Origin of the sequence: Pontibacter ruber (assembly GCF_023630205.1) — a bacterium.
Lineage (GTDB): Bacteria > Bacteroidota > Bacteroidia > Cytophagales > Hymenobacteraceae > Pontibacter > Pontibacter ruber.
The window spans coordinates 384,926-404,190 of record NZ_JALPRR010000004.1; the positions used below are offsets into that span (position 1 = coordinate 384,926).

At 50.0% G+C, this 19,265-nt stretch carries 22 protein-coding genes; 12 read left to right on the plus strand and 10 right to left on the minus strand.

All coding sequences use genetic code 11. The features are described from left to right. Nucleotides 1-176: 176 nt before the first annotated feature. Both corA and MJ611_RS18195 read right to left on the minus strand, forming a co-directional pair. Nucleotides 177-1,304 (minus strand): magnesium/cobalt transporter CorA, encoded by a 1,128-nt coding sequence (corA, locus tag MJ611_RS18190; protein WP_250431867.1) that lies wholly within the window; start codon nucleotides 1,302-1,304, stop codon nucleotides 177-179. A gap of 65 nt (nucleotides 1,305-1,369) precedes the next feature. Beyond that, nucleotides 1,370-1,978: an IMPACT family protein gene (locus MJ611_RS18195; RefSeq protein WP_250431868.1), complete on the minus strand. Its 609-nt coding sequence runs from the start codon at nucleotides 1,976-1,978 to the stop codon at nucleotides 1,370-1,372. 103 nt (nucleotides 1,979-2,081) lie between these two features. On the opposite strand from MJ611_RS18195, the gene MJ611_RS18200 reads away from it, so the two are divergent. From MJ611_RS18200 to MJ611_RS18225, 6 genes are all read left to right on the plus strand, one after another. Next, nucleotides 2,082-2,522: a sugar 3,4-ketoisomerase gene (locus tag MJ611_RS18200; RefSeq protein WP_250431869.1), complete on the plus strand. Its 441-nt coding sequence runs from the start codon at nucleotides 2,082-2,084 to the stop codon at nucleotides 2,520-2,522. Between the two features lie 42 nt (nucleotides 2,523-2,564). Next, a complete protein-coding gene (locus MJ611_RS18205; protein ID WP_250431870.1) occupies nucleotides 2,565-3,107 on the plus strand; it encodes a hypothetical protein in 543 nt (180 codons plus the stop codon). Between the two features lie 56 nt (nucleotides 3,108-3,163). After that, a complete protein-coding gene (locus tag MJ611_RS18210; protein WP_250431871.1) occupies nucleotides 3,164-3,904 on the plus strand; it encodes a YqjF family protein in 741 nt (246 codons plus the stop codon). A 30-nt stretch (nucleotides 3,905-3,934) separates the two neighbouring features. Continuing rightward, complete coding sequence (locus MJ611_RS18215; RefSeq protein ID WP_250431872.1) at nucleotides 3,935-5,032, plus strand: DegT/DnrJ/EryC1/StrS family aminotransferase; 1,098 nt, start codon at nucleotides 3,935-3,937, stop codon at nucleotides 5,030-5,032. Between the two features lie 2 nt (nucleotides 5,033-5,034). Beyond that, a complete protein-coding gene (locus MJ611_RS18220) occupies nucleotides 5,035-5,994 on the plus strand; it encodes a glycosyltransferase (protein WP_250431873.1) in 960 nt (319 codons plus the stop codon). Between the two features lie 195 nt (nucleotides 5,995-6,189). Beyond that, on the plus strand, nucleotides 6,190-7,167 hold the full coding sequence (locus MJ611_RS18225) for an acyl-ACP desaturase (protein WP_250431874.1): 978 nt from the start codon (nucleotides 6,190-6,192) through the stop codon (nucleotides 7,165-7,167). Nucleotides 7,168-7,243: 76 nt separating this feature from the next. Here MJ611_RS18225 and MJ611_RS18230 read toward each other — a convergent pair whose 3' ends face one another. Then, entirely contained in the window at nucleotides 7,244-7,522 is a 279-nt protein-coding gene (locus tag MJ611_RS18230; protein ID WP_250431875.1) for a DUF427 domain-containing protein, read from the minus strand. A gap of 164 nt (nucleotides 7,523-7,686) precedes the next feature. Between MJ611_RS18230 and MJ611_RS18235 the strand changes: the two genes are divergently transcribed. Further along, on the plus strand, nucleotides 7,687-8,787 hold the full coding sequence (locus MJ611_RS18235) for a vWA domain-containing protein (protein WP_250431876.1): 1,101 nt from the start codon (nucleotides 7,687-7,689) through the stop codon (nucleotides 8,785-8,787). 20 nt (nucleotides 8,788-8,807) lie between these two features. Here the strand turns inward: MJ611_RS18235 and MJ611_RS18240 are convergent, their stop codons facing one another. After that, complete coding sequence (locus MJ611_RS18240) at nucleotides 8,808-8,993, minus strand: hypothetical protein (RefSeq protein WP_250431877.1); 186 nt, start codon at nucleotides 8,991-8,993, stop codon at nucleotides 8,808-8,810. 166 nt (nucleotides 8,994-9,159) lie between these two features. On the opposite strand from MJ611_RS18240, the gene MJ611_RS18245 reads away from it, so the two are divergent. After that, nucleotides 9,160-10,677 (plus strand): sigma 54-interacting transcriptional regulator, encoded by a 1,518-nt coding sequence (locus MJ611_RS18245; RefSeq protein WP_250431878.1) that lies wholly within the window; start codon nucleotides 9,160-9,162, stop codon nucleotides 10,675-10,677. 239 nt (nucleotides 10,678-10,916) lie between these two features. Here MJ611_RS18245 and MJ611_RS18250 read toward each other — a convergent pair whose 3' ends face one another. After that, nucleotides 10,917-11,210: a hypothetical protein gene (locus tag MJ611_RS18250; RefSeq protein WP_250431879.1), complete on the minus strand. Its 294-nt coding sequence runs from the start codon at nucleotides 11,208-11,210 to the stop codon at nucleotides 10,917-10,919. Between the two features lie 157 nt (nucleotides 11,211-11,367). On the opposite strand from MJ611_RS18250, the gene MJ611_RS18255 reads away from it, so the two are divergent. From MJ611_RS18255 to MJ611_RS18265, 3 genes are all read left to right on the plus strand, one after another. After that, nucleotides 11,368-12,105 carry a ZIP family metal transporter gene (locus tag MJ611_RS18255; protein WP_250431880.1) on the plus strand — a complete coding sequence of 246 codons (738 nt, stop codon included), beginning with the start codon at nucleotides 11,368-11,370 and terminating at the stop codon, nucleotides 12,103-12,105. Nucleotides 12,106-12,454: 349 nt separating this feature from the next. After that, complete coding sequence (locus MJ611_RS18260; RefSeq protein WP_250431881.1) at nucleotides 12,455-13,132, plus strand: hypothetical protein; 678 nt, start codon at nucleotides 12,455-12,457, stop codon at nucleotides 13,130-13,132. Between the two features lie 69 nt (nucleotides 13,133-13,201). Then, nucleotides 13,202-13,894, plus strand: a complete 693-nt coding sequence (locus MJ611_RS18265; RefSeq protein WP_250431882.1) for a hypothetical protein — start codon at nucleotides 13,202-13,204, stop codon at nucleotides 13,892-13,894. 162 nt (nucleotides 13,895-14,056) lie between these two features. Here the strand turns inward: MJ611_RS18265 and MJ611_RS18270 are convergent, their stop codons facing one another. From MJ611_RS18270 to MJ611_RS18290, 5 genes are all read right to left on the minus strand, one after another. After that, entirely contained in the window at nucleotides 14,057-15,244 is a 1,188-nt protein-coding gene (locus tag MJ611_RS18270) for an NRAMP family divalent metal transporter (RefSeq protein ID WP_250431883.1), read from the minus strand. After that, nucleotides 15,241-16,044 (minus strand): LamB/YcsF family protein, encoded by an 804-nt coding sequence (locus MJ611_RS18275; RefSeq protein ID WP_250431884.1) that lies wholly within the window; start codon nucleotides 16,042-16,044, stop codon nucleotides 15,241-15,243. Before MJ611_RS18275 ends, MJ611_RS18270 begins: the two co-directional genes overlap by 4 nt. Then, a complete protein-coding gene (locus MJ611_RS18280) occupies nucleotides 16,014-17,021 on the minus strand; it encodes a 5-oxoprolinase subunit C family protein (RefSeq protein ID WP_250431885.1) in 1,008 nt (335 codons plus the stop codon). The genes MJ611_RS18275 and MJ611_RS18280 overlap by 31 nt, the downstream gene beginning before the upstream one ends. Beyond that, entirely contained in the window at nucleotides 17,011-17,745 is a 735-nt protein-coding gene (pxpB, locus tag MJ611_RS18285; protein ID WP_250431886.1) for a 5-oxoprolinase subunit PxpB, read from the minus strand. The genes MJ611_RS18280 and pxpB overlap by 11 nt, the downstream gene beginning before the upstream one ends. Nucleotides 17,746-17,967: 222 nt before the next feature. Continuing rightward, nucleotides 17,968-18,429: a peptidylprolyl isomerase gene (locus tag MJ611_RS18290; protein WP_250431887.1), complete on the minus strand. Its 462-nt coding sequence runs from the start codon at nucleotides 18,427-18,429 to the stop codon at nucleotides 17,968-17,970. A gap of 185 nt (nucleotides 18,430-18,614) precedes the next feature. Between MJ611_RS18290 and MJ611_RS18295 the strand changes: the two genes are divergently transcribed. Continuing rightward, nucleotides 18,615-19,265, plus strand: a complete 651-nt coding sequence (locus tag MJ611_RS18295) for a fasciclin domain-containing protein (protein WP_250431888.1) — start codon at nucleotides 18,615-18,617, stop codon at nucleotides 19,263-19,265.

Consider the following 19,265-nt stretch of genomic DNA (forward strand, 5'->3'; position numbering starts at 1 on the left):
TCATATTTAGACACGGGAATAATTCCCGCGCCAGAAAAAGCGGGTAACGCCAGTTACAAACTGGCCTCATTTTATACCACAAGTTACGCTGTCGCTAAACTTGCAGCATGACAGGTAGATAAGTAAATCACCCCTTCTTGTTCTTAGGAGGGAGCAGGGAGGTAACAAACCAATCTCTAAAACTTCCTGAACCAGCCTTTGCGCCAGAAGAAATATAGCTGCACCAGCACCAGCACCACCATCAGCAGCATCAGGATTGGGTAGGAATAGGGCTGGTATAGCTCCGGCATACTGTAGCGGTATACTTCGCCTGTTTCCGGATTCTCGCGCGAGAAGTTCATGCCATAAAGCCCGGCAATAAAGCTCAGCGGGATAAATATGCCGGAGATGATGGTAAGCACTTTCATGATCTCGTTCATGCGGTTGCTTACCGTCGACATATAAAGTTCCACCAGGCTGGATACCATTTCTTTCTGGTTATCGATGAGGTCGATGAGCTGGATGGTATGGTCGTACGCGTCGCGGAAATATACTTTCAGGTTGTCCGGAATTACATCTTCATCCATGCGGAGAATTTCGGTCATTTTATCGCGCTCCGGCCAGGCAATGTGGCGCAGTTTTACCAGCTCGCTCCGGATGGCAAGCACCTGGCGCAGGGTTTGTTTGGAAGGTTCGTCCAGAACCGTCTGCTCCAGCTCTTCTACATAAGCGCCTATAGAGGCCATTACCGGAAAGTAGTAGTCGAGCACCACGTCGGATATCGCGTAAGCCAGGTACATCGGGGGGCGTTGCCGCACCGTACCTCGGCCGCTCCTGATCCGCTCACGCAGCGGGTCCAGGTTGTCTTCGTAATCACTCTGCAAGGTAAGCACGTAGTTCGGCCCGGTGAACATCGACAGCTGCACATCGTCCAGGGTGTGGTACTCTTTGGACCAGCGCAGCATGCGTGTGATGATAAAAAGCCTGTTCTCATACTCATCTACCTTCGGTCGCTGGTAGTCGTTGATCACGTCCTCCATCTGCAGGCGGTGTATGGGGAAGTCCTGCGTCAGTTGTTCCAGTATGCTCAGGTCACCGTAACCTCTTATGTCGATCCAGTGGGTGGCATCCGGGCATTCCTGCATTTTCTTCAGAAGCTGCGCATAAGTCTGAAGCTCCTGCTCCTCAAAGTAGGCATCTTTGAACGACATCAGGAAAAAGCGGGGAGCGAAGGCGCCGGCAGGCACATAAAGATAACCGGGGCTTTTACCTGGCTTGCGTTCCAGAATTCTGTTGGGAGAACGATGGCGTTTACGTTTGGACATAAGTAGCATAAAGGGTGCTGCAGAAAAGCAAGGTATGAAAAATTTTGTACAGGTAGCTGCTGTGGTTATGCCTGCTCCACTTCCGAGACTGTTACGGCATCCAGATCTTCCAGTTTAGCCGTGATTTCTTCCTGCAGCTTGCGCCGTACTTCCAGGGTCAGGCGGCAATCCAGCTCGAACTGCTGGTCCCGCACGGCCAGTTCATACTCTTTCACCAGGCTCATCACATCGTTCATCTGCGGATACTGGAAATGCACCTGCAGAAGCGCCGCTTCGTGTTTTTCTACGATGGCGGCGTTGGCAATGGCTTCGGCGGAGGCGGTTTTATAGGCGTTGATCAGGCCGCTGACGCCCAACTTGGTGCCGCCAAAATAGCGTACCACCACCACCAGCACATTGCTCAGGTTGGCCGAGCGGATCTGGCCCAGGATCGGGTCGCCGGCCGAGTGGTTGGGCTCGCCATCGTCGTTGGCGCGGTAGCGGCTTTTGTCGGCTCCCAAACAATAGGCATAGCAATGGTGGCGGGCATCGAAGTACTGCTTCTTCAGCCCTGCCATGATCTCCTTCACCTCTTCTTCAGAGTAAACGGGGAAGGCCAGGGCAATAAATTTGCTGCCTTTCTCTTTGTAAAGGCCTTCTGAGGGGGCGGCTATGGTACGATAGGTATCTTCCATGATGATTTTCGCCTGCGGGCATCTGCAAAGTTAAGCTAAAACGGGCAGGGGCAAAGCCGCAGGCAGAATCTCCTACTGAAATATGGGGAAATATGGTTAATTTGTGGCAGCACTAAATTATCTACGATTGTCAGCAGCACCTTATCTTTTACAGTTCGATCGCATCGGGAGCCCCGCTCTTGGTTACATTGCTACGACGCAGTATGCCGAAAACCTGCCGTTTAAGGTAAAGCGTGTTTTCTGGACCTATGGCACCCCCGAAGATGTGCTGCGCGGGCAACATGCCAACAAGGCTACTGAAGAAGTACTGATTGCTGTAACCGGAAGCATAACGGTAACAGCCGACATGGGAGCCGGTAAGGAGGAAACCTTTGTGCTGGATACGCCCACCACCGGTTTATACATCCCAGCCATGTGCTGGACGCGCCTATCATTTGCACCCGGCACCATCGCCCTCTGCATCGCTTCCACCGATTTCGACGAGGAAGACTACATCCGGGAGTATGCTACTTTCAAGCGGCTGGCGGGGCATATTGCGCTGTAGTATTGGAAGGTATTAGTGTTCTATTATAGTTGGGGACTATTTATGAAAATACTCTTAACCTTAATCATGTTTTACTTTGCAACTACCTGTTTTGGGCAAGTTGAGAATGTTGGTTCTTTTCACCCTGCTTTGCAGAAAGCTTTGAAGGATTTAAGAAATGATAATGTTGATACAGTTTTTACATACCACTCTTATTGTACTGGTTGTGAGACATTAGGTGCGAAACAAGATTGTGAAGGATATATAGATGCAGGGATAATCTGGAGCAAAAATGGCAAGACTTTTTCCAGAACAATATTTTGCGACCAAAGGGAAAGTAAAACTGAACAGAGGAACTCAGAGGCCTTAGCTTATTTCATAGCAAACCGTCTCCGGATCACAACTAGAAAGCCTTTACCAAATCAGCAGTTCTATCCACCCCTATCTGTCCACTATGATGCTGAAGACTTTTCATTATTTCTAAATGGAGAATTATTTGAAGTTCGTTTATTTAAAGAGCAAAAAGAGGAAAGAGTCTGGAGAAAATATAGTTGGATAAAGCCTACTATGATACTTGCAGAACTTTATAAGAAAGAAATGAAGTAAAACAGCTGCTAATTAAATATTTAAGACGCCTAGGCCCTACCTTCAAACATACAAAGATGAGTTTCCTAAAAGCAGAGTGGCGAAAGCTTGCCATAGCAAATTATGAGATAGATCCTGCTTTGCTGAAGGAGCACCTTCCCTTTGGCACGGAGCTCGACCTTTGGAACAACAGGTGCTACGTAAGCTTGGTCGGGTTCATGTTTTTAAACACCCGGCTGCTGAATCTCAAAATACCTTTTCATGTAAACTTTGAAGAAGTAAACCTCAGGTTTTATGTGAAGAGGCTGGAGAACAAGGTATGGAAAAGGGGCGTGGTGTTCATTAAGGAAATTGTTCCCAAGCCGGCACTTACCTTTGTTGCCAACACGGTATACAAAGAGAATTACCAAACGCTGCCCATGAAACACAAATGGAAGGAGACCGAAAGCGAAAGGCTGGTGGAGTATAGCTGGAGGAAAAACACCAGGTGGCAGACCTTTAGCGTAAGGGCAGCAAAACAGGCAACCGGGATAGCGCCAGGAAGTGAAACCGAGTTCATAACGGAACACTATTGGGGCTACGCAAAAGTAAGCAACTCAAGAACAAATGAGTATGAGGTAACCCACCCACGATGGAACGCATATGAGGTGTCAGGTTATACTATAGATGTTGATTTTGGAGAGGTTTATAGCAAAAAGTTCAGCTTCCTGAATCAGCAAACACCTGTTTCAGTAATGCTTGCAGAAGGATCTGAGATAACTGTTGAAAACAAAAAGATCATAAGCCAGAAACCCATAACTGCAGTCATTACTCATTAAGATTTGCCAGATAAACCTCTTAAACCAAATATGACCCCATACTTTGAATTCAGGGATTTTCCGGAAGGTATAACCACCGCCGTTGAAGCGGCGCTGCTGCGGGCGGCGCGTAGCAACCGGTTTATACTTGGCGAAGAGGTGGGAGCTTTTGAAGAGGAATTTGCTGCGGCTACCGAGGCAACGTATAGCATAGCTGTTGGCAACGGGCTGGATGCGTTGACCATTGCCCTGAAAGCCGTAGGTGTGGGTGCCGGAGACGAAGTGATCCTGCCTGCCAACACCTTTATCGCGACGGCCAACGCTGTGGTGCAGGCCGGGGGCACACCTATACTTGTGGAGCCTGATAGTTTTACATACAACCTGACCGCCGCCGCCGAGAAGGCGGTTACAGCAAGAACTAAAGCCATACTTCCGGTGCACCTCTACGGGCAGGCCTGTGAGATGGGGCCACTGGTAGAGCTGGCAACGAAGTATAAACTGGCTATAGTAGAAGATTTTGCGCAGGCACAGGGGGCTAGCTGGGCGGGGCAACCGGTGGGCAGTTTCGGGAAGGCAAACGCCACCAGCTTTTATCCCACCAAAAACTTAGGTGCCTTGGGCGATGCCGGAGCCATTACCACTTCCGATGAGACAGTTGCCGCCTTTGCCCGGAAGTACCGCAACTACGGTGAGAGTGAGAAATACCACAACGAACTGATCGGGGTAAACTCGCGGCTCGACACGCTGCAGGCGGCGGTGCTTCGAGTAAAACTGCAACACCTCGACAATCTGAATGCTGAGCGGCAGCGACTGGCGCAAGTATACCTGCAGGAGCTACAAAGTATAGACGACCTGGTGTTGCCAAAAACGGCACCCAACTGCAGCCACGTCTACCACATTTTCAACATCCGCACCCCACAGCGCGACCAGCTGAAAGTATGGCTACAGGAGCGAGGTATACACACGGCTATTCATTACCCGGTGCCGATCCACCTGCAGCCGGCATATACTTTCCTCAAGTATAAACCCGGTGATTTTCCGGTGGCGGAAGAACTGGCCGCTACCAGCCTGAGCCTGCCGCTCTTCCCGGGCATGCGTTATGAGGAACAGGAGCACGTCATCCAAAGTATAAAAAGCTTCTTTAAGTAAGTATGGCTGCTCCGCTTGTCTCTGTTATCTGCCTGTGCTTCAACCACGAGCGCTTCCTGAAAGAAGCGCTGGATTCGGTGCTGGCCCAGACGTACCCGCACCTGGAGATCATCGTGGTGGACGACAGCAGCACCGACCGCAGCACCGAAATCATACTTGCCTACCAGCAGCAATACCCCCAGATCAAATTCATCAGCACCGCCACCAACCTGGGCAATACCAAAGCCTTTAATAGGGGCTGGCGTGCCTCCTCCGGCGCCTACATCATCGATTTTGCTACCGACGATGTGCTGCTGCCCGACCGTGTAGCCCAACAGGTAGCGGCTTTTGCTCAACTCGACGAAAGCTACGGCGTGGTGTACTCCGATGCCGAGTACATTGATGATGAATCGGAGCACATCGGCTATCACTGCCGGCGCAATGCACAGGGCACGGTAATTTCGTTTGCTCCCTCAGGCGACCTGTTCCGCGACCTGTTGCGCCGGTACTTTGTTTGTCCGCCTACCATGATGGTGCGCCGCAGCGTGTTCGAAGACCTGAACGGCTACGACGAATCGTTGGCCTATGAGGATTTTGATTTCTGGGTACGCTCCTCCCGCAAGTATAAATATTACTTCCTGGATGCTGTGACGACACGGCGCCGGGTACATGCCCATTCTCTGTCAAGGGCCTGGTACCGACCGGGCAACCCGCTCATCGCCTCTACTGTAAAAGTATGCGAAAAGGCTTTGCAACTGGTGCACACGCACGAAGAGCGACAGGCCCTGGCCGACCGGCTGAAGTACGAAGCCCGCCATACCTACTTTACCGGCAACTACAAAGAGGCTGCTGCTTTTCTGGAACTGCTGCGCCAGGTGGGAGAGCTTTCGCCGGCTTACCGGTTGTTGTTGCTGCTCAACAAGTATAAAATCGACCTGCGTATTTTCCGCAAGCTGTACTATAAGTGGCGGTATCAGGAATAATTGCACTATTATTTGTTACTTTTTATGGAAAAGTAAATCATGGAGTAAACACTTTGTAGTTTTTACGTAAAGAATAGTTCAGGGTATTTAACGGAAAATATTAACATGCAGTGAGTTAACAAATTGTTAATGAGCTGCTGTATGCATCGTTTTAAATATGTATATTTGCTTTTAATTAAAAATTAAACCTTAAAGATGATCACAGCTGTTGCCTCCCGTATTGAAGTAATGAGATGGATGGAAGATTTTGTAAGCGAGAAAATTACAGAATTCCTGAAATCAGTAGAAGATAGTTGGCAGCCTGCGGACCTACTGCCAGATGCGCGTTTGGACAGTTTTTTTGAGGAGATTCGTGAACTGCGTGAGCGTGCCCGTGACCTGTCGTATGATCTGCTGGCCGTGCTGGTAGGCGATACCATTACAGAAGAGGCGCTGCCTACCTACGAGAGCTGGCTGATGACCATTAAAGGCATGCCGCAGGAAGACCAAAGCCCCTGGATGAAGTGGAACCGCGCCTGGACGGCCGAAGAAAACCGCCACGGCGATCTGCTGAACCGTTACCTATACTTGTCAGGCCGCATCAACATGCGCGAGATGGAAGCTTCTACGCAATATCTGATCGCCGATGGTTTCGACCTGCAGACAGACAATGATCCTTACCGCAGCTTTGTGTATACCAGTTTCCAGGAAACAGCTACCAACCTGTCGCACCGCCGTGTAGCACAGATCGCCAAGAAGCAAGGCGACGGCATGCTGGCCAAACTGTGCGGTTATGTAGCGTCGGATGAGGCCCGTCACGCAAAGGCTTACAAAGCGTTTGTAGGGAAGATCTTTGAGGCAGACCCAAGCGAAATGATGCTGGCCTTTGAAGACATGATGCGCAAGAAGATCGTAATGCCGGCTCACTACATGCGCGAACTCGGGGTGGACATGGGTAAAACCTTTGGTCACTTTACAGATGCTGCGCAGCGTATCGGCGTTTATACTTCCGCAGACTATACCGACATCCTGGAAGACCTGATCAAAGAGTGGAAAATAGAGACTGTTTCCGGCCTGAACGAGGCTGGCGAACGTGCCCGCGATTACGTGATGGCCTTGCCTGCCCGCTTGAAACGTGTTGCTGAGCGCATGAAGGTGCCGCAACTGGAGTATAAATTCCGCTGGATAGACTAATCCGGAAAAAGATAAAACAAAAAGGCCTGCTCGTCAAACAGCAGGCCTTTTTGTTTACAGCTTAGCTTATTTCTGGCTAATCCTTCATGGTTATACTTTCATCAAACGTTACATAGTCCCTGACCTTGTTGCCCTCTGCTTTGGGGTTAGGGTAGTAACGTGCCGCATCTAGCTTCACTTTCCCGTTCACTTTTATATGATAATAAGAGGCCTCACCCTGCGGATCGGTAGTATGGGTTTCGCTTCGTTCAAAATACTCCTGCTTTACAGAATTAGGAGGAAAGTAGAGGCTGCTACCCTCTTTAATGGTTTGGTCGCTTTCAGCAATCACAACGTCGTTCCAGATGGCTTTCATAGGTTATTATAGCTTAAAATTCGTACAACTATCATTTACAGGGTTTCATAAGCTATAGTTTTGTTCTTCTGTAAGAAATAAAGTTAGCTGCAGCTACGTACATAAAATAGCTGCGAGAACATTAGCTGCCTTAGCGTTGTTTACAAGTATAAATTCCCAATATCATGGCTTTAGGATTCCGATTTACAGAATACATACCCCCCGAGGATAATAAACCCAGTTTCGAAACCCTTTTAAAGCTGTTTCTGCAGCTCGTAACTATATCTTCCGGCGATGTGGCAGAGGCGCTTGCCTGGCTCAACTCCCTCGATAAACAGTACAATCTAACCAGCGACGAGTATGGCATGGGCGATTTTATCGAGGACCTTAAAAAGAAGGGTTATATCGAAGAGAACCCGCAGGAAGGGGGCGCTTTCCAGATCACGGCCAAGAGCGAACAGGGCATACGTAAAAGTGCCTTGGAGGAGATCTTTGGCAAGCTGAAGAAGAGCGGCAAAGGCAACCATGCCACGCCCCACACCGGCATTGGCGACGAACCCAGCACCGACCGCCGGGAGTACCGCTTTGGCGATGCCCTGGAGCAGATCTCGATGACCGACTCCATCCGCAATGCCCAGATCAACCACGGCCTTTCTGATTTTTGGCTCACTGAGCAGGATTTGGAAGTGACCGAGACAGAGCATAAGAGCCAATCGTCTACGGTGCTGATGATCGACATTTCGCACTCGATGATCCTGTACGGCGAAGACCGCATTACGCCAGCTAAAAAAGTGGCGATGGCGCTGGCAGAACTGGTAAAACAGAAGTACCCGAAAGATACGCTGGATGTGATCGTGTTTGGCAACGATGCCTGGCAGATCGAGATAAAGGACTTGCCATACTTAGAAGTTGGTCCTTACCACACTAACACGGTAGCAGGACTAGAACTGGCCATGGACATCCTGCGCAAGCGCAAAACACCAAACAAGCAGATCTTCATGATCACGGATGGTAAGCCCACCTGTCTGAAAGAAGGGCTGCGTTACTACAAAAACAGCTTCGGCCTGGACCGCAAGGTGGTAAACAAAACGCTGAACCTGGCAGCGCAATGCCGCCGTCTTAAAATTCCGATCACCACCTTTATGATTGCGACAGACCCGTACCTGCAGCAGTTTGTAGAGGAGTTTACCAAGGTAAACAACGGGCAGGCATATTACAGCGGCTTGCAAGGTTTAGGCCACCTGGTGTTCCGTGACTACGGCCGCAACCGTAAAAAGAGTTTTTAATTTGGGGTACGATCAGTTAGTTAAGCATCATGATTTTTGCTTCTGGACTTCAGCCAACGTGCAATAAGCTGAACCAGGAACGACAGGCCGATCAACCAGTTAAATGTAACGGTGCTGATCTGATGATTAAGCCTAAGCAATAATCCTGTGATGATCATCAGAATAGCCAGGAAGAACAGAAGTGTAGATGCGGATAGCTTTTTCATACGTTAAATATAGGCTTAAATTATTCCTATAAGGTTTAACTATGAAAAACTAAGCAGCAAATGTTTTCGCTTTCGGATTGAGAAATCCGAATTAAGTATAAAAGCAATCATTAATTAGTAGCCGTAAGAAACGGTTACTGATAACTGTTAACTGATAACTGAAAGAATGAATTATAGAGACATCCCATCGGAGAATTTACTCAAGATAAAGACGCTGGGGCAGTTGAAGGCTGCCGGATATGAGCCACAATCGGTAAAGCAGGAGCTGCGGCAAAACCTGATCAAAAAGCTGCAGCAGAAAGAGGACGTGTTCCCGGGCATCTGGGGCTATGAAGAGACGGTAATTCCGGACATGCAGCGGGCCATACTTTCGAAGCACCACATCAACCTGCTGGGCCTGCGCGGGCAGGCGAAGACCCGTATTGCGCGCCAGATGATCGACCTGCTGGATGAGTACATTCCGGTGGTGCAGGGCTCAGAACTGAACGACGACCCGTTGCAGCCATTGTCGCGTTTTGCGCAAGATTTGATACACGAGCACGGCGACGATACACCCATCCATTGGATGCACCGCTCTGAGCGCTACACCGAAAAACTGGCCACACCCGATGTATCGGTAGCCGACCTGATCGGCGATGCTGACCCGATCAAAGCAGCGACCATGAAGCTGCCGTACTCCGACGAGCGGGTAATCCATTTCGGTCTAATCCCACGTTCGCACCGGGGCATTTTCGTGATAAACGAGCTACCCGATTTGCAGGCGCGTATCCAGGTGGCGCTTTTCAACATCCTGCAGGAAGGCGATATCCAGATCCGTGGCTTTAAGGTGCGTTTGCCCCTGGACATCCAGTTTGTGTTCACGGCCAACCCCGAAGACTATACCAATCGCGGCTCCATTGTAACGCCGCTCAAAGACCGTATCGATAGCCAGATCATCACGCACTATCCAAAAACCATAGAGACTGGCAAGAAGATAACCAAACAGGAGGCTCGTGTGAAAGAGGGACAGCAGCTGGTGCAGACCAACGAGATCATCAGCGACCTGATCGAGCAGGTGGCGTTTGAGGCCCGCGACAGCGAGTATGTAGACCCGAAAAGCGGTGTATCGGCCCGATTGACTATCTCAGCGTACGAGAACCTGTTGAGCGCTGCCGAGCGTCGGGCGCTGTTGAACGGGGAAAGTAAGACCTACATCCGTGTGTCGGATTTCCTGAACACCATTCCGTCGGTTACGGGTAAGGTGGAGCTGGTGTACGAGGGCGAGCAGGAAGGGGCCGGCCACGTGGCGCAGGTGCTTATGGGCAAAGCCATCCGCACGCAGTTCCTCAAGTACTTCCCCGACCCTGACAAGGCCAAGAAAAACAAGGCTACTCCAAGCCCTTACAAGGACATTGTGAACTGGTTTGGCGAAGGCCATACCCTGGATATCCTGAACGATGCCACGGCAGCCGCCTATAAAAAAGCACTGAAGCAGGTGCCGGGGCTGGAAGAACTGGTGGAGAAACAACAGCCGGATGCAAAAGGCGATGAGAAGCTGTTTATGATGGAGTTCGCCCTGCACGGTTTGGCCGAACACAGTCAGATCAGCAAGAACCGCCTCAGCACCGGCCTACAATTTAAAGACATCCTGAGCGGTATGTTCACGATGCCAAGCTTCGGCGAAGAGGAGGACGAAGACTATTAGGAGTTAGAGAGTTAAAAAGTTAGAGAGTTATACTTGTTGAGGCGCAGTTTCTGCGCCTCATTTTTTTGTGGCTGTTTCTTCCGAAGTATAGAAACGCTCATACTAATACCTGTTGATTAGTGCGCACAGGAATTTTGTGTCTGTATGCAGATTCCCCTCCCTGGAGGGGGTGGGGGTGGGTTTAGGCTGCAGGTAAATGGTAAACCAGATGCATGCGCATCTTCCAGTTGATCATGGTATTATACTTCTTCCAATAGTGCCGTAGCTATACTTTGCCACTCTTCCTCCAAGGTTTGCTGTGGCCTTTTTCTTCCGGCTTTGCGGTACCAGTAATCGGCATTCCAGGTGTCGCCTTCTTTACGGTGCAGGTAAGCGTGTATCCAGGCAGCTGTTTGGTCAGGCAGGTCTTGTATCAGTACATGCGCCTTTTCCCAGTTACCTTTTGCCTCGTGCCACAGCGCCTGCAGGTATACCGAAAGTTCCGGTGGAGGCGCAGCTTCCGGGAGGCTTTGTTTAAAAGTAGCGAGGTTCATGTGATGAGATAATTAATGTATTACGGCGTTTCACGGATTCAATTTATACTTATGTAATTACAGATCAGGTTCATCTGCAAGGGATATTCTTTACAAAGTATAAAAGCTGGTTTTTTTATTTTAAACTCAACAGTGCCTGGCTAAGTATGCTATCCCTATGGAAGACCACGTATCCCTCTGGCCGATTCTGGCGATGGCTATTATTCATTTTTTCGCGAACAAGCTGCGGTTCCTTGGAGGTGTGCCGCGCAGTATCTGGCTTTCAGCGGCGGGCGGAGTATCCGTAGCGTATGTGTTTCTGCACCTGTTTCCCGAACTGGGCGAAGGGCAGGAGCATGTGGAGCGCGTGCTTAGCAGGGTTGGGAGTTTTCTGAGCCACCATGTATACCTGATGGCCCTGATCGGGCTTGTCATATTCTATGGGCTGGAGCGCATGGTAGTAGAAAACCGGTATAAATATCAAAAGAAGAAAGAGGAAGAACCGCGGCACGGACACGGCATTTTCTGGCTGCACATCGGTTCGTTTGCCCTTTACAATGCCCTGATCGGCTACATCCTGTACCAGCGGGAGGAGGGCTCTGTGCAAAATATGCTTTTGTTTTCGGTGGCGATGGCCCTGCACTTTATCGTCAACGACTTCGGCTTGCAGGAGCACCACCAGGAGAGTTACCGCCGCGTGGGGCGCTGGGTACTGGTTGCTGCGCTGGTAGCAGGGTGGGCCACAGGCTTTGTGGTGGAACTGCCCGAAACGCTTGTTGTGCTGGTAATGGCCTTTGTAGGTGGCGGCGTAATCCTGAACGTGCTGAAAGAGGAACTACCCGAAGAGCGCGAAAGCCGCTACTGGGCCTTTTTGTTGGGAGCAGGGTTGTATTCGGTTCTGTTGCTGGCACTGTAACTACGAGAGTTTAAACCACAAAGAAAATATAACAAAAGCTTGAGTAACGCTTTCCCCTAATCTTTACTTCTCAAGCAAATGCCCAGTTGGCTTTACCCATCTGATCAGGAATTGTACACGCTGTTGATCCCCATCTGCCAAAGCTAGTATCCAGTTTACTAAAATAATTTATATTAAAAATCTTTAAAATTACAATTCCGTTAAGTAATACATTGATAATCAGCAGAATACTGCTGCTATTACACTTACTCTACTCTTCAAATTCACCCCGACCCTTTTGATAACTTATTCTCTGCTGCTCAGGCAAAGAAAGTAGTATTGTATTTATTTAAATCAAAAACGATCAGCTATGAGAACATTATCATTTTTCAAAACTGTCTTATTTTTAGCATCTGTTGCTCTCCTTATCGGCTGTGAAAAGGAATCAATGTCTGATCTGAAAATCACTACAGAGGAAGCGCTCGGCAGAGTAGGTGATAAGATTGAGCGTCCACTTACCGGCACTTTTTCCTCCTCTTCCATACTTATCGGTGACACTGCAGCAGGATGGGATCCTAGACACCCAAGCAACACACCTGCTTTCTACCCTGGAGAAGGCGAGGGCAATCTTAGCCATATGGGTAAAGATTATGTCATGTACAACCATTATGCTTATGGCCATAAAGGTGATACCGCAATAGGTAGAACTGTACCGATCACTGATTATTTTTCATTAGACAAATTAAGGGAGTTTGGTTTTACGGAAGCGGAGTTGGAAGAAATTGAAGCGGAAGAAGTTGGTGTAATTATTACCGACAAGCATGGAAATTCAATCTGGCTAGAAGGTACTGGCAACTTTCCAAAAGTAGAGGGCATGCCGCAACGCAGGCTTCTTATGTGGGAGTATGAAATTATTGGTGGTACAGGCAGATTTGAAGGTGCTGAAGGTCAAGTTACTCTTAACGGCTATACTGATTTCACAGTTCATGCAGATCATACAATTACAACCAGTGATGAATTTACGCTTGATGGGGTAATTATATATTGAAGATTACCTACTCTATAAGGCTAAGCAGGATAACTGTGTTCACTATTCATCTTAATCAAATAATCAACTATGAAAACAGCAGCATTTTTCAAAACTGTCTTAATGTTAGCCTCTGTTCTTTTCCTTCTCAGTTGTGAGAAGGAATCGATTTCTGAATTGAAGGTCACCAAAGAGGACGCACTCGGCAGAGTCGGTGATAAGGTCGAGCGCCCGCTTACCGGAACTCTATACACCTCATCCACTTTTTACCCCGACATTGAAGGAGGATGGGATCCGGAAAATCCAACCAACGTACCTGCTTTCTATCCTGGAATGGGGGAGGGAAACGTTAGTCATTTTGGAAAAATCTTCACCATGTTCAACCAGCATGCTTATGGTTATTCAGATCCGCCAACAGATCCGACAACCGCACTAGGTAAAAGCATACCAATAACTGAGCATCTTAGCTTAGACACATTGAAATCGTATGGCTTTACGGAAGAGGATCTGAGCGAAATTGAAGCGGCAGGAGTTGGTGCGATCATTACTGACAAGCATGGAAACTCAATCTGGGCGGAAGGCACATCCCAATATATATCATTACCGGACAACCCACAACGCGATCTTGTGATTTGGGAGTATGAAATTACTGGTGGTACAGGCAAATTTGAAGATGCTGAAGGTCATTTTACCCTCAAGGGTTATACTGACGTCATAATGCATGCGGATGGTACAGTTACAACTAAGGATGAATTAACGATTGATGGGGTAATTATATATTGAACAAGTGTTTTGAGTTAGATATCAATGCTATTATGATACTCCTGCCATGATTTATTTTTGGTAAGTCAAGGCAGGAGTATCGTAACCATTAATCTTTCATCCTGTTTTACAACACGATGAATGTTGCTGTTTAACTTCCATAATCATACCGGAATGCTTCTATCAGAACAGCTCCGGCAATTGTTTAAGCAAAGTGTAACCGCCCATCCAAGCCATTACCAGCACCACCAGTATTCCGAAGATGGTCAGCCAAAGCGGGTGGCGGTAATCGCCTATGATCTTCTTTTTATGTGCAGCGATAAGGATAGTTCCCAGGGTAATGGGCAGGATCAGTCCGTTTAAGGCACCGGCAAGTATAAGCAGGCGCACCGGCCTCCCGATGGTTACGAAGATGATCGTTGAGATAACAATGAACGCAATGATCACCCAGTTTTCATACTTAGCAATGCCTCTGTTAAAGGACTTGATAAAGGAAACCGAAGTATAAGCCGACCCTACAACCGAGGTAATGGCCGCCGACAGCATCACCACACCAAACAATTTATACCCTATCGTACCTGCTGCCAACTGGAACACGGAGGCAGGCGGGTTGCTCTCGTCCAGCGCAAGCCCTTTGCTGATCACGCCCAGCGCTGCCAGAAACAGGAAAATGCGGATGATGGAAGCCACCGTAATGCCCGATACCGCGCTGGTGGTAACCTCCGGCAAAGCGTCCCGGCCTTTTATACCTGCGTCGAGCAGACGGTGGCCCCCTGCAAACGTAATATAGCCGCCTACAGTGCCCCCCACCAGCGTAACAATGGCGATGATGTCTATCTGTTCCGGTACAAACGTCCGGAGTACGGCCTCACCAACCGGCGGGGAAGAGGTGATGGCCACGAACACGATGAGCAGGATCATGAGCAGGCCCATGACCTGGGCGAAACGGTCCATTACTTTGCCGGCTTCCCTTACCAGGAAAATAGCGATCGAGATGCTTGCCGCAAGTATAGCGCCCGCCTCTGCCGAAATGCCCAGCAGCACGTTAAAGCCAAGTCCCGCACCGCCTACGTTGCCGATGTTAAAGGCCAGCCCGCCCAGCACAATAAGTATAGCAATGAACAGACCTAGCCCGGGAAGTATGGCATTGGCAATGTCTTGGGCCCGCTTTTCCGAAACGGCAATGACGCGCCATACATTCAGCTGCGCCCCGATATCAAGTATGATGGAGGCAAGTATAACAAAGCCGAAGCTCGCTTTAAGGGACTGGGTAAAGACGGTGGTTTGGGTGAGGAAGCCGGGACCAACGGCGGAGGTGGCCATCAGGAACGCGGCGCCCAGCAGCACGCTCCAGTTGCGGGTTTGTTTCATCGGCTATGCGGCGGCTGTATAGTTATACTTTCTTTTTCGAGCACCTGCTGGATGTAGCGGGCAAACTCCAGGGCATGAGGCCCGTCGCCGTGTATGCAAACGGTATCTGCCTGAATCACCACTTCTGTTCCCTGCTGCGAAAGCACTTTGCCTTCCTGCACCATCCGCACCACCTGCCGCACGGCCTCCTCCTGGTTGGTGATCATGGCGTTTGGCAACCGGCGGGAGGTAAGGGTGCCGTCCAGCTGGTAGGTGCGGTCGGCAAATACTTCGTTGGCCACTTTCAGCCCCAGCTTATTTCCTGCTTTGATCAGCTCGCTTCCGGCCAGGCCATACAGCACCGTATCCGGACATACTTTGTACACCGCCTCTGCAATGGCCTCTGCTAAGCCCGCATTAACAGCCGCCATGTTGTACAGCGCCCCGTGTGGCTTTACGTGGTAGAGCGCTCCGCCTGCAGCCTTTACAAATCCGGAGATAGCACCTATCTGGTACACGACCATATCAAAGGCTTCCTGTGGCGAGATGGCCATTTCGCGGCGGCCAAACCCAACCAGGTCCGGCAGGCCGGGGTGTGCCCCGATGGCTACGTTCTTCTCCAGGGCAAGCTGCACCGTTTTTCGAATCACGGCAGGATCGCCGGCATGAAAGCCGCAGGCAATGTTGGCCGATGTTACATAAGCAAGTATGGCCTCGTCGTTGCCCAGGGTATAAGCGCCAAAGCTTTCGCCCATGTCGCAGTTGAGGTCTACGGTAAGCGGTGCGTTTTTCAATGATTTATCTTGGTTCGTATTGCCCATGCAAGCTGTTCGATTTTTTGTTCCTGTTCTATGTATAGTTGCTGCGCTTTTTCGAGCGATACTTCTTCAAAGCGGATGTGTTTGCCGGGCTGTACCTGCGCCAGCTTCGGGAGATCGGCGGTGATGACCTGTGCGATGCGCGGATAGCCGCCCGTAGTCTGGTGGTCGGCCATGAGCACAATGGGTTGCCCTTCGGCGGGCACCTGTACCGTACCGAAAGTAACGGCACTGGATATCAGTTCTTGGCTATCGGTAAGAGAAAGTTGTTCACTTTGCAGCCGGTAGCCCATCCGGTCCGACTCCGTAGTTACCTGAAATTTTTCGGACCACAGGTACTCCTGGCTGCTTACGGTGAACAGATCGTACTCCGGCCCTTTGATTGCCCGGATGCTGGGGTTCTCTTCGTAGGCCGGGTACAGCTCAGCGCCGGGTGCCCAACTGGCTTGTTTGTGGTTGCTTTGGCCTATACCTGCGCTCAGCTCCTGTATGTATGCTGCTGTTTTTTCATTGGCTCCTTTACAGGAAATCACATCACCGGTCTGTAAAGCCCTGCCCTGGAAACCACCAAGGCCGGCACGCAGGTATGTGGCGTAACTGCCCATTACTTTCGAGACATCAAAGCTGCCCGCTACAGCCACGTAGGCGCGGCAGCCAAGCACAGGTGCTCGAAAAGAAAGCGTGCCGCCTTTTTTTACCAGAATAGGCCGCCACAGCTTCACCGGTTCTCCGTCTATACCTGGGGAAAGGTCTGCTCCTGTAATAGCAATGAGGTGATCTGCTTCGAAGTATAAGCTCGGGCCCAGCAATGTTATCTCCAGGGCCGCTGCCTGCTGCTCGTTCCCGACCAGCAGGTTCGCTATGCGTAGGGCCACCTTGTCCATGGAGCCGCTTACAATAATGCCTTCCTTCTGATAGCCATACCTGCCCGTGTCCTGGATGGTGGTGAGGAGGCCGGGTTTCAGCACCTTAATGCTCATGTTGCCGCTCCTTTCTTTGCTCGTATTCTTCCGGGGTAATGGCCACAAACTTAACCGTGTCGCCGGCCTGCAGCAGGCTGGGATGCTCGCTTGCCGGGTTAAAGAGCGACAGCGGCGTGCGCCCAATCAGCTGCCAGCCGCCGGGTGTTTCGATGGGGTAAATGCCTGTTTGTTTGCCGGCAATGCCCACAGAGCCGATGGGTATAGCGGCGCGTGGCGTATCTTTTCGGGGAGCAGCGATGCGCTCATCCATACCGCCTAAGTACGGAAAACCCGGCGCAAACCCAATCATGTATACCTGGTACGTGCCGCCGGTATGGATGGCAATCACCTCTTCCGGCGAAAGCTGGTTATGCTCGGCTACAAAGGCTAAGTCAGGACCAAAATCGCCCCCGTAGCAAACAGGTACGGTTATTTCCCGCGAAGTAAAACTTTGGGTTTGTTTTTTCAGGTGATGGAGTATCTCCAGCAGTAGCAGGCGCACCTTTTCATACGGGTCGAGCCGGCCTTTTTCGCTGAGCAGCCAGGGATTGTAGTAAACGGTAACGGTAGTGAAGGCAGGCACCTGCTCGATCAGTCCCGGGAAAGGATGCTGTTGCAGGAAGGCAGCAAAGCTCCTTACTTTGGTATGCGTCTCCAGGTCGATCGTATCGCCGAACTGGAGTACGATGGCAGCATCGCCAAGCGGGTACATTTGAAAAGAAGGCAGGTCCTGTTGCTTCATGCGTTCGTATGCTATACCCGGTCTACGAAATTGAGCAGGTATGTGGAGCTCCACAACCAAAGTAAAGAAAAAACTCAAGAGATAATAGCTTCCTGCCTGTGCTTTAACCGGCGTTTAAAAAGTACATGAGCCGGATGTGCCTGGTTGAAGTATGAAGTGCAGCACAACAAATAAAGAAGGCCGCTGTGGTAGCGGCCTTTTTCTATGTGTCAGTGAGTGATCTTATGCTTCTTCGTTCACTACAATTCTGTCAATTCTGTCGTTGGCTTTGATCTGGTCGATCACGTCCAGGCCTTCTACCACCTTACCAAATACCGTATGGTTGCGGTCGAGGTGAGCAGTGTTTTTGCGGTTGTGCACAATGAAGAACTGTGAACCACCGGTGTTGCGGCCTGCATGCGCCATTGAAAGAACACCGCGGTCGTGGTACTGGTTTTCGCCAGTCAGCTCGCAATCGATCTTGTAACCCGGGCCACCCGTGCCTGGTATGCCTTTTGCACCTTCGCGCGTGTTAGGGCAGCCACCCTGTATCACAAAATCAGGAATAACGCGGTGAAACGTAAGTCCGTCGTAAAAGCCTTCTTTGGCCAGCTTTATAAAATTATCTACCGTTTTAGGAGCGTCTTTCTCAAAGAATTCTACTTTCATTACACCCTTCGGGGTATGGATTTCAGCGGTTTTCATACTTTCTGTTATTTATCTGTAAAACAATATCCAGAACAAAAGTACACATTTTATAGTTTAAGAAGCCTACTGAGGCTCCTGTTCTGGCATGCACCCTGCTTGCGGACATGTCCGCTTATACGGGAGTGCAGCGCCAAGGGAGGGGTTAGAGTGGAAATTACATACGTATAAATCCAGGTTAAACTATGAAACGAATAAACTTAATTGCCGGTGGATTGGTGCTGTTGCTTGGCACTACTGCCATTAGCTGTAGTGACAAAGACCAGCGCCAGGAAAGCCCGCTTACCGAAGAGAGTACGGACGCCACGTCCAGGGAAGGAGCTCGCAATATAAACCCTGCTTCGCACGTAGACCCGAAAGACCAGACAGATCCTTCGCTGACCGGCAGCGGCGATGTGGGAGATGATACCATGGTACCCTCCAATAACATAGTAAACAATGCGACAACCAGCAAACAGCTTGCAACCTTTACCTCGGCACTTAAGCAAGCCAACCTGGTTGAGACGCTGAACGGAACAGGCCCTTACACAGTGTTCGCACCTACCGACGAAGCATTTAAAGCGCTGCCGGAAGGCGCGCTGGAGGACCTGATGAAGCCGGAGAACAAGCAGCGCCTGGTAGAGGTGTTAAACAACCACATCGTAACAGGCAAACTGGCAGCAGCCGATATGCAGGATGGCGCTATCCTGAAAACGTCTGCCGGACAGCAGCTGAAAGTATCGAAGAAAGGCGATAAAGTGATGGTAAACGGTGCCAGCGTAGTGGAAGCCGACGGCATGAGCAGCAACGGTGTGTTGCATACAATAGATAAAGTGCTGATGCCTGCTGATAAATAA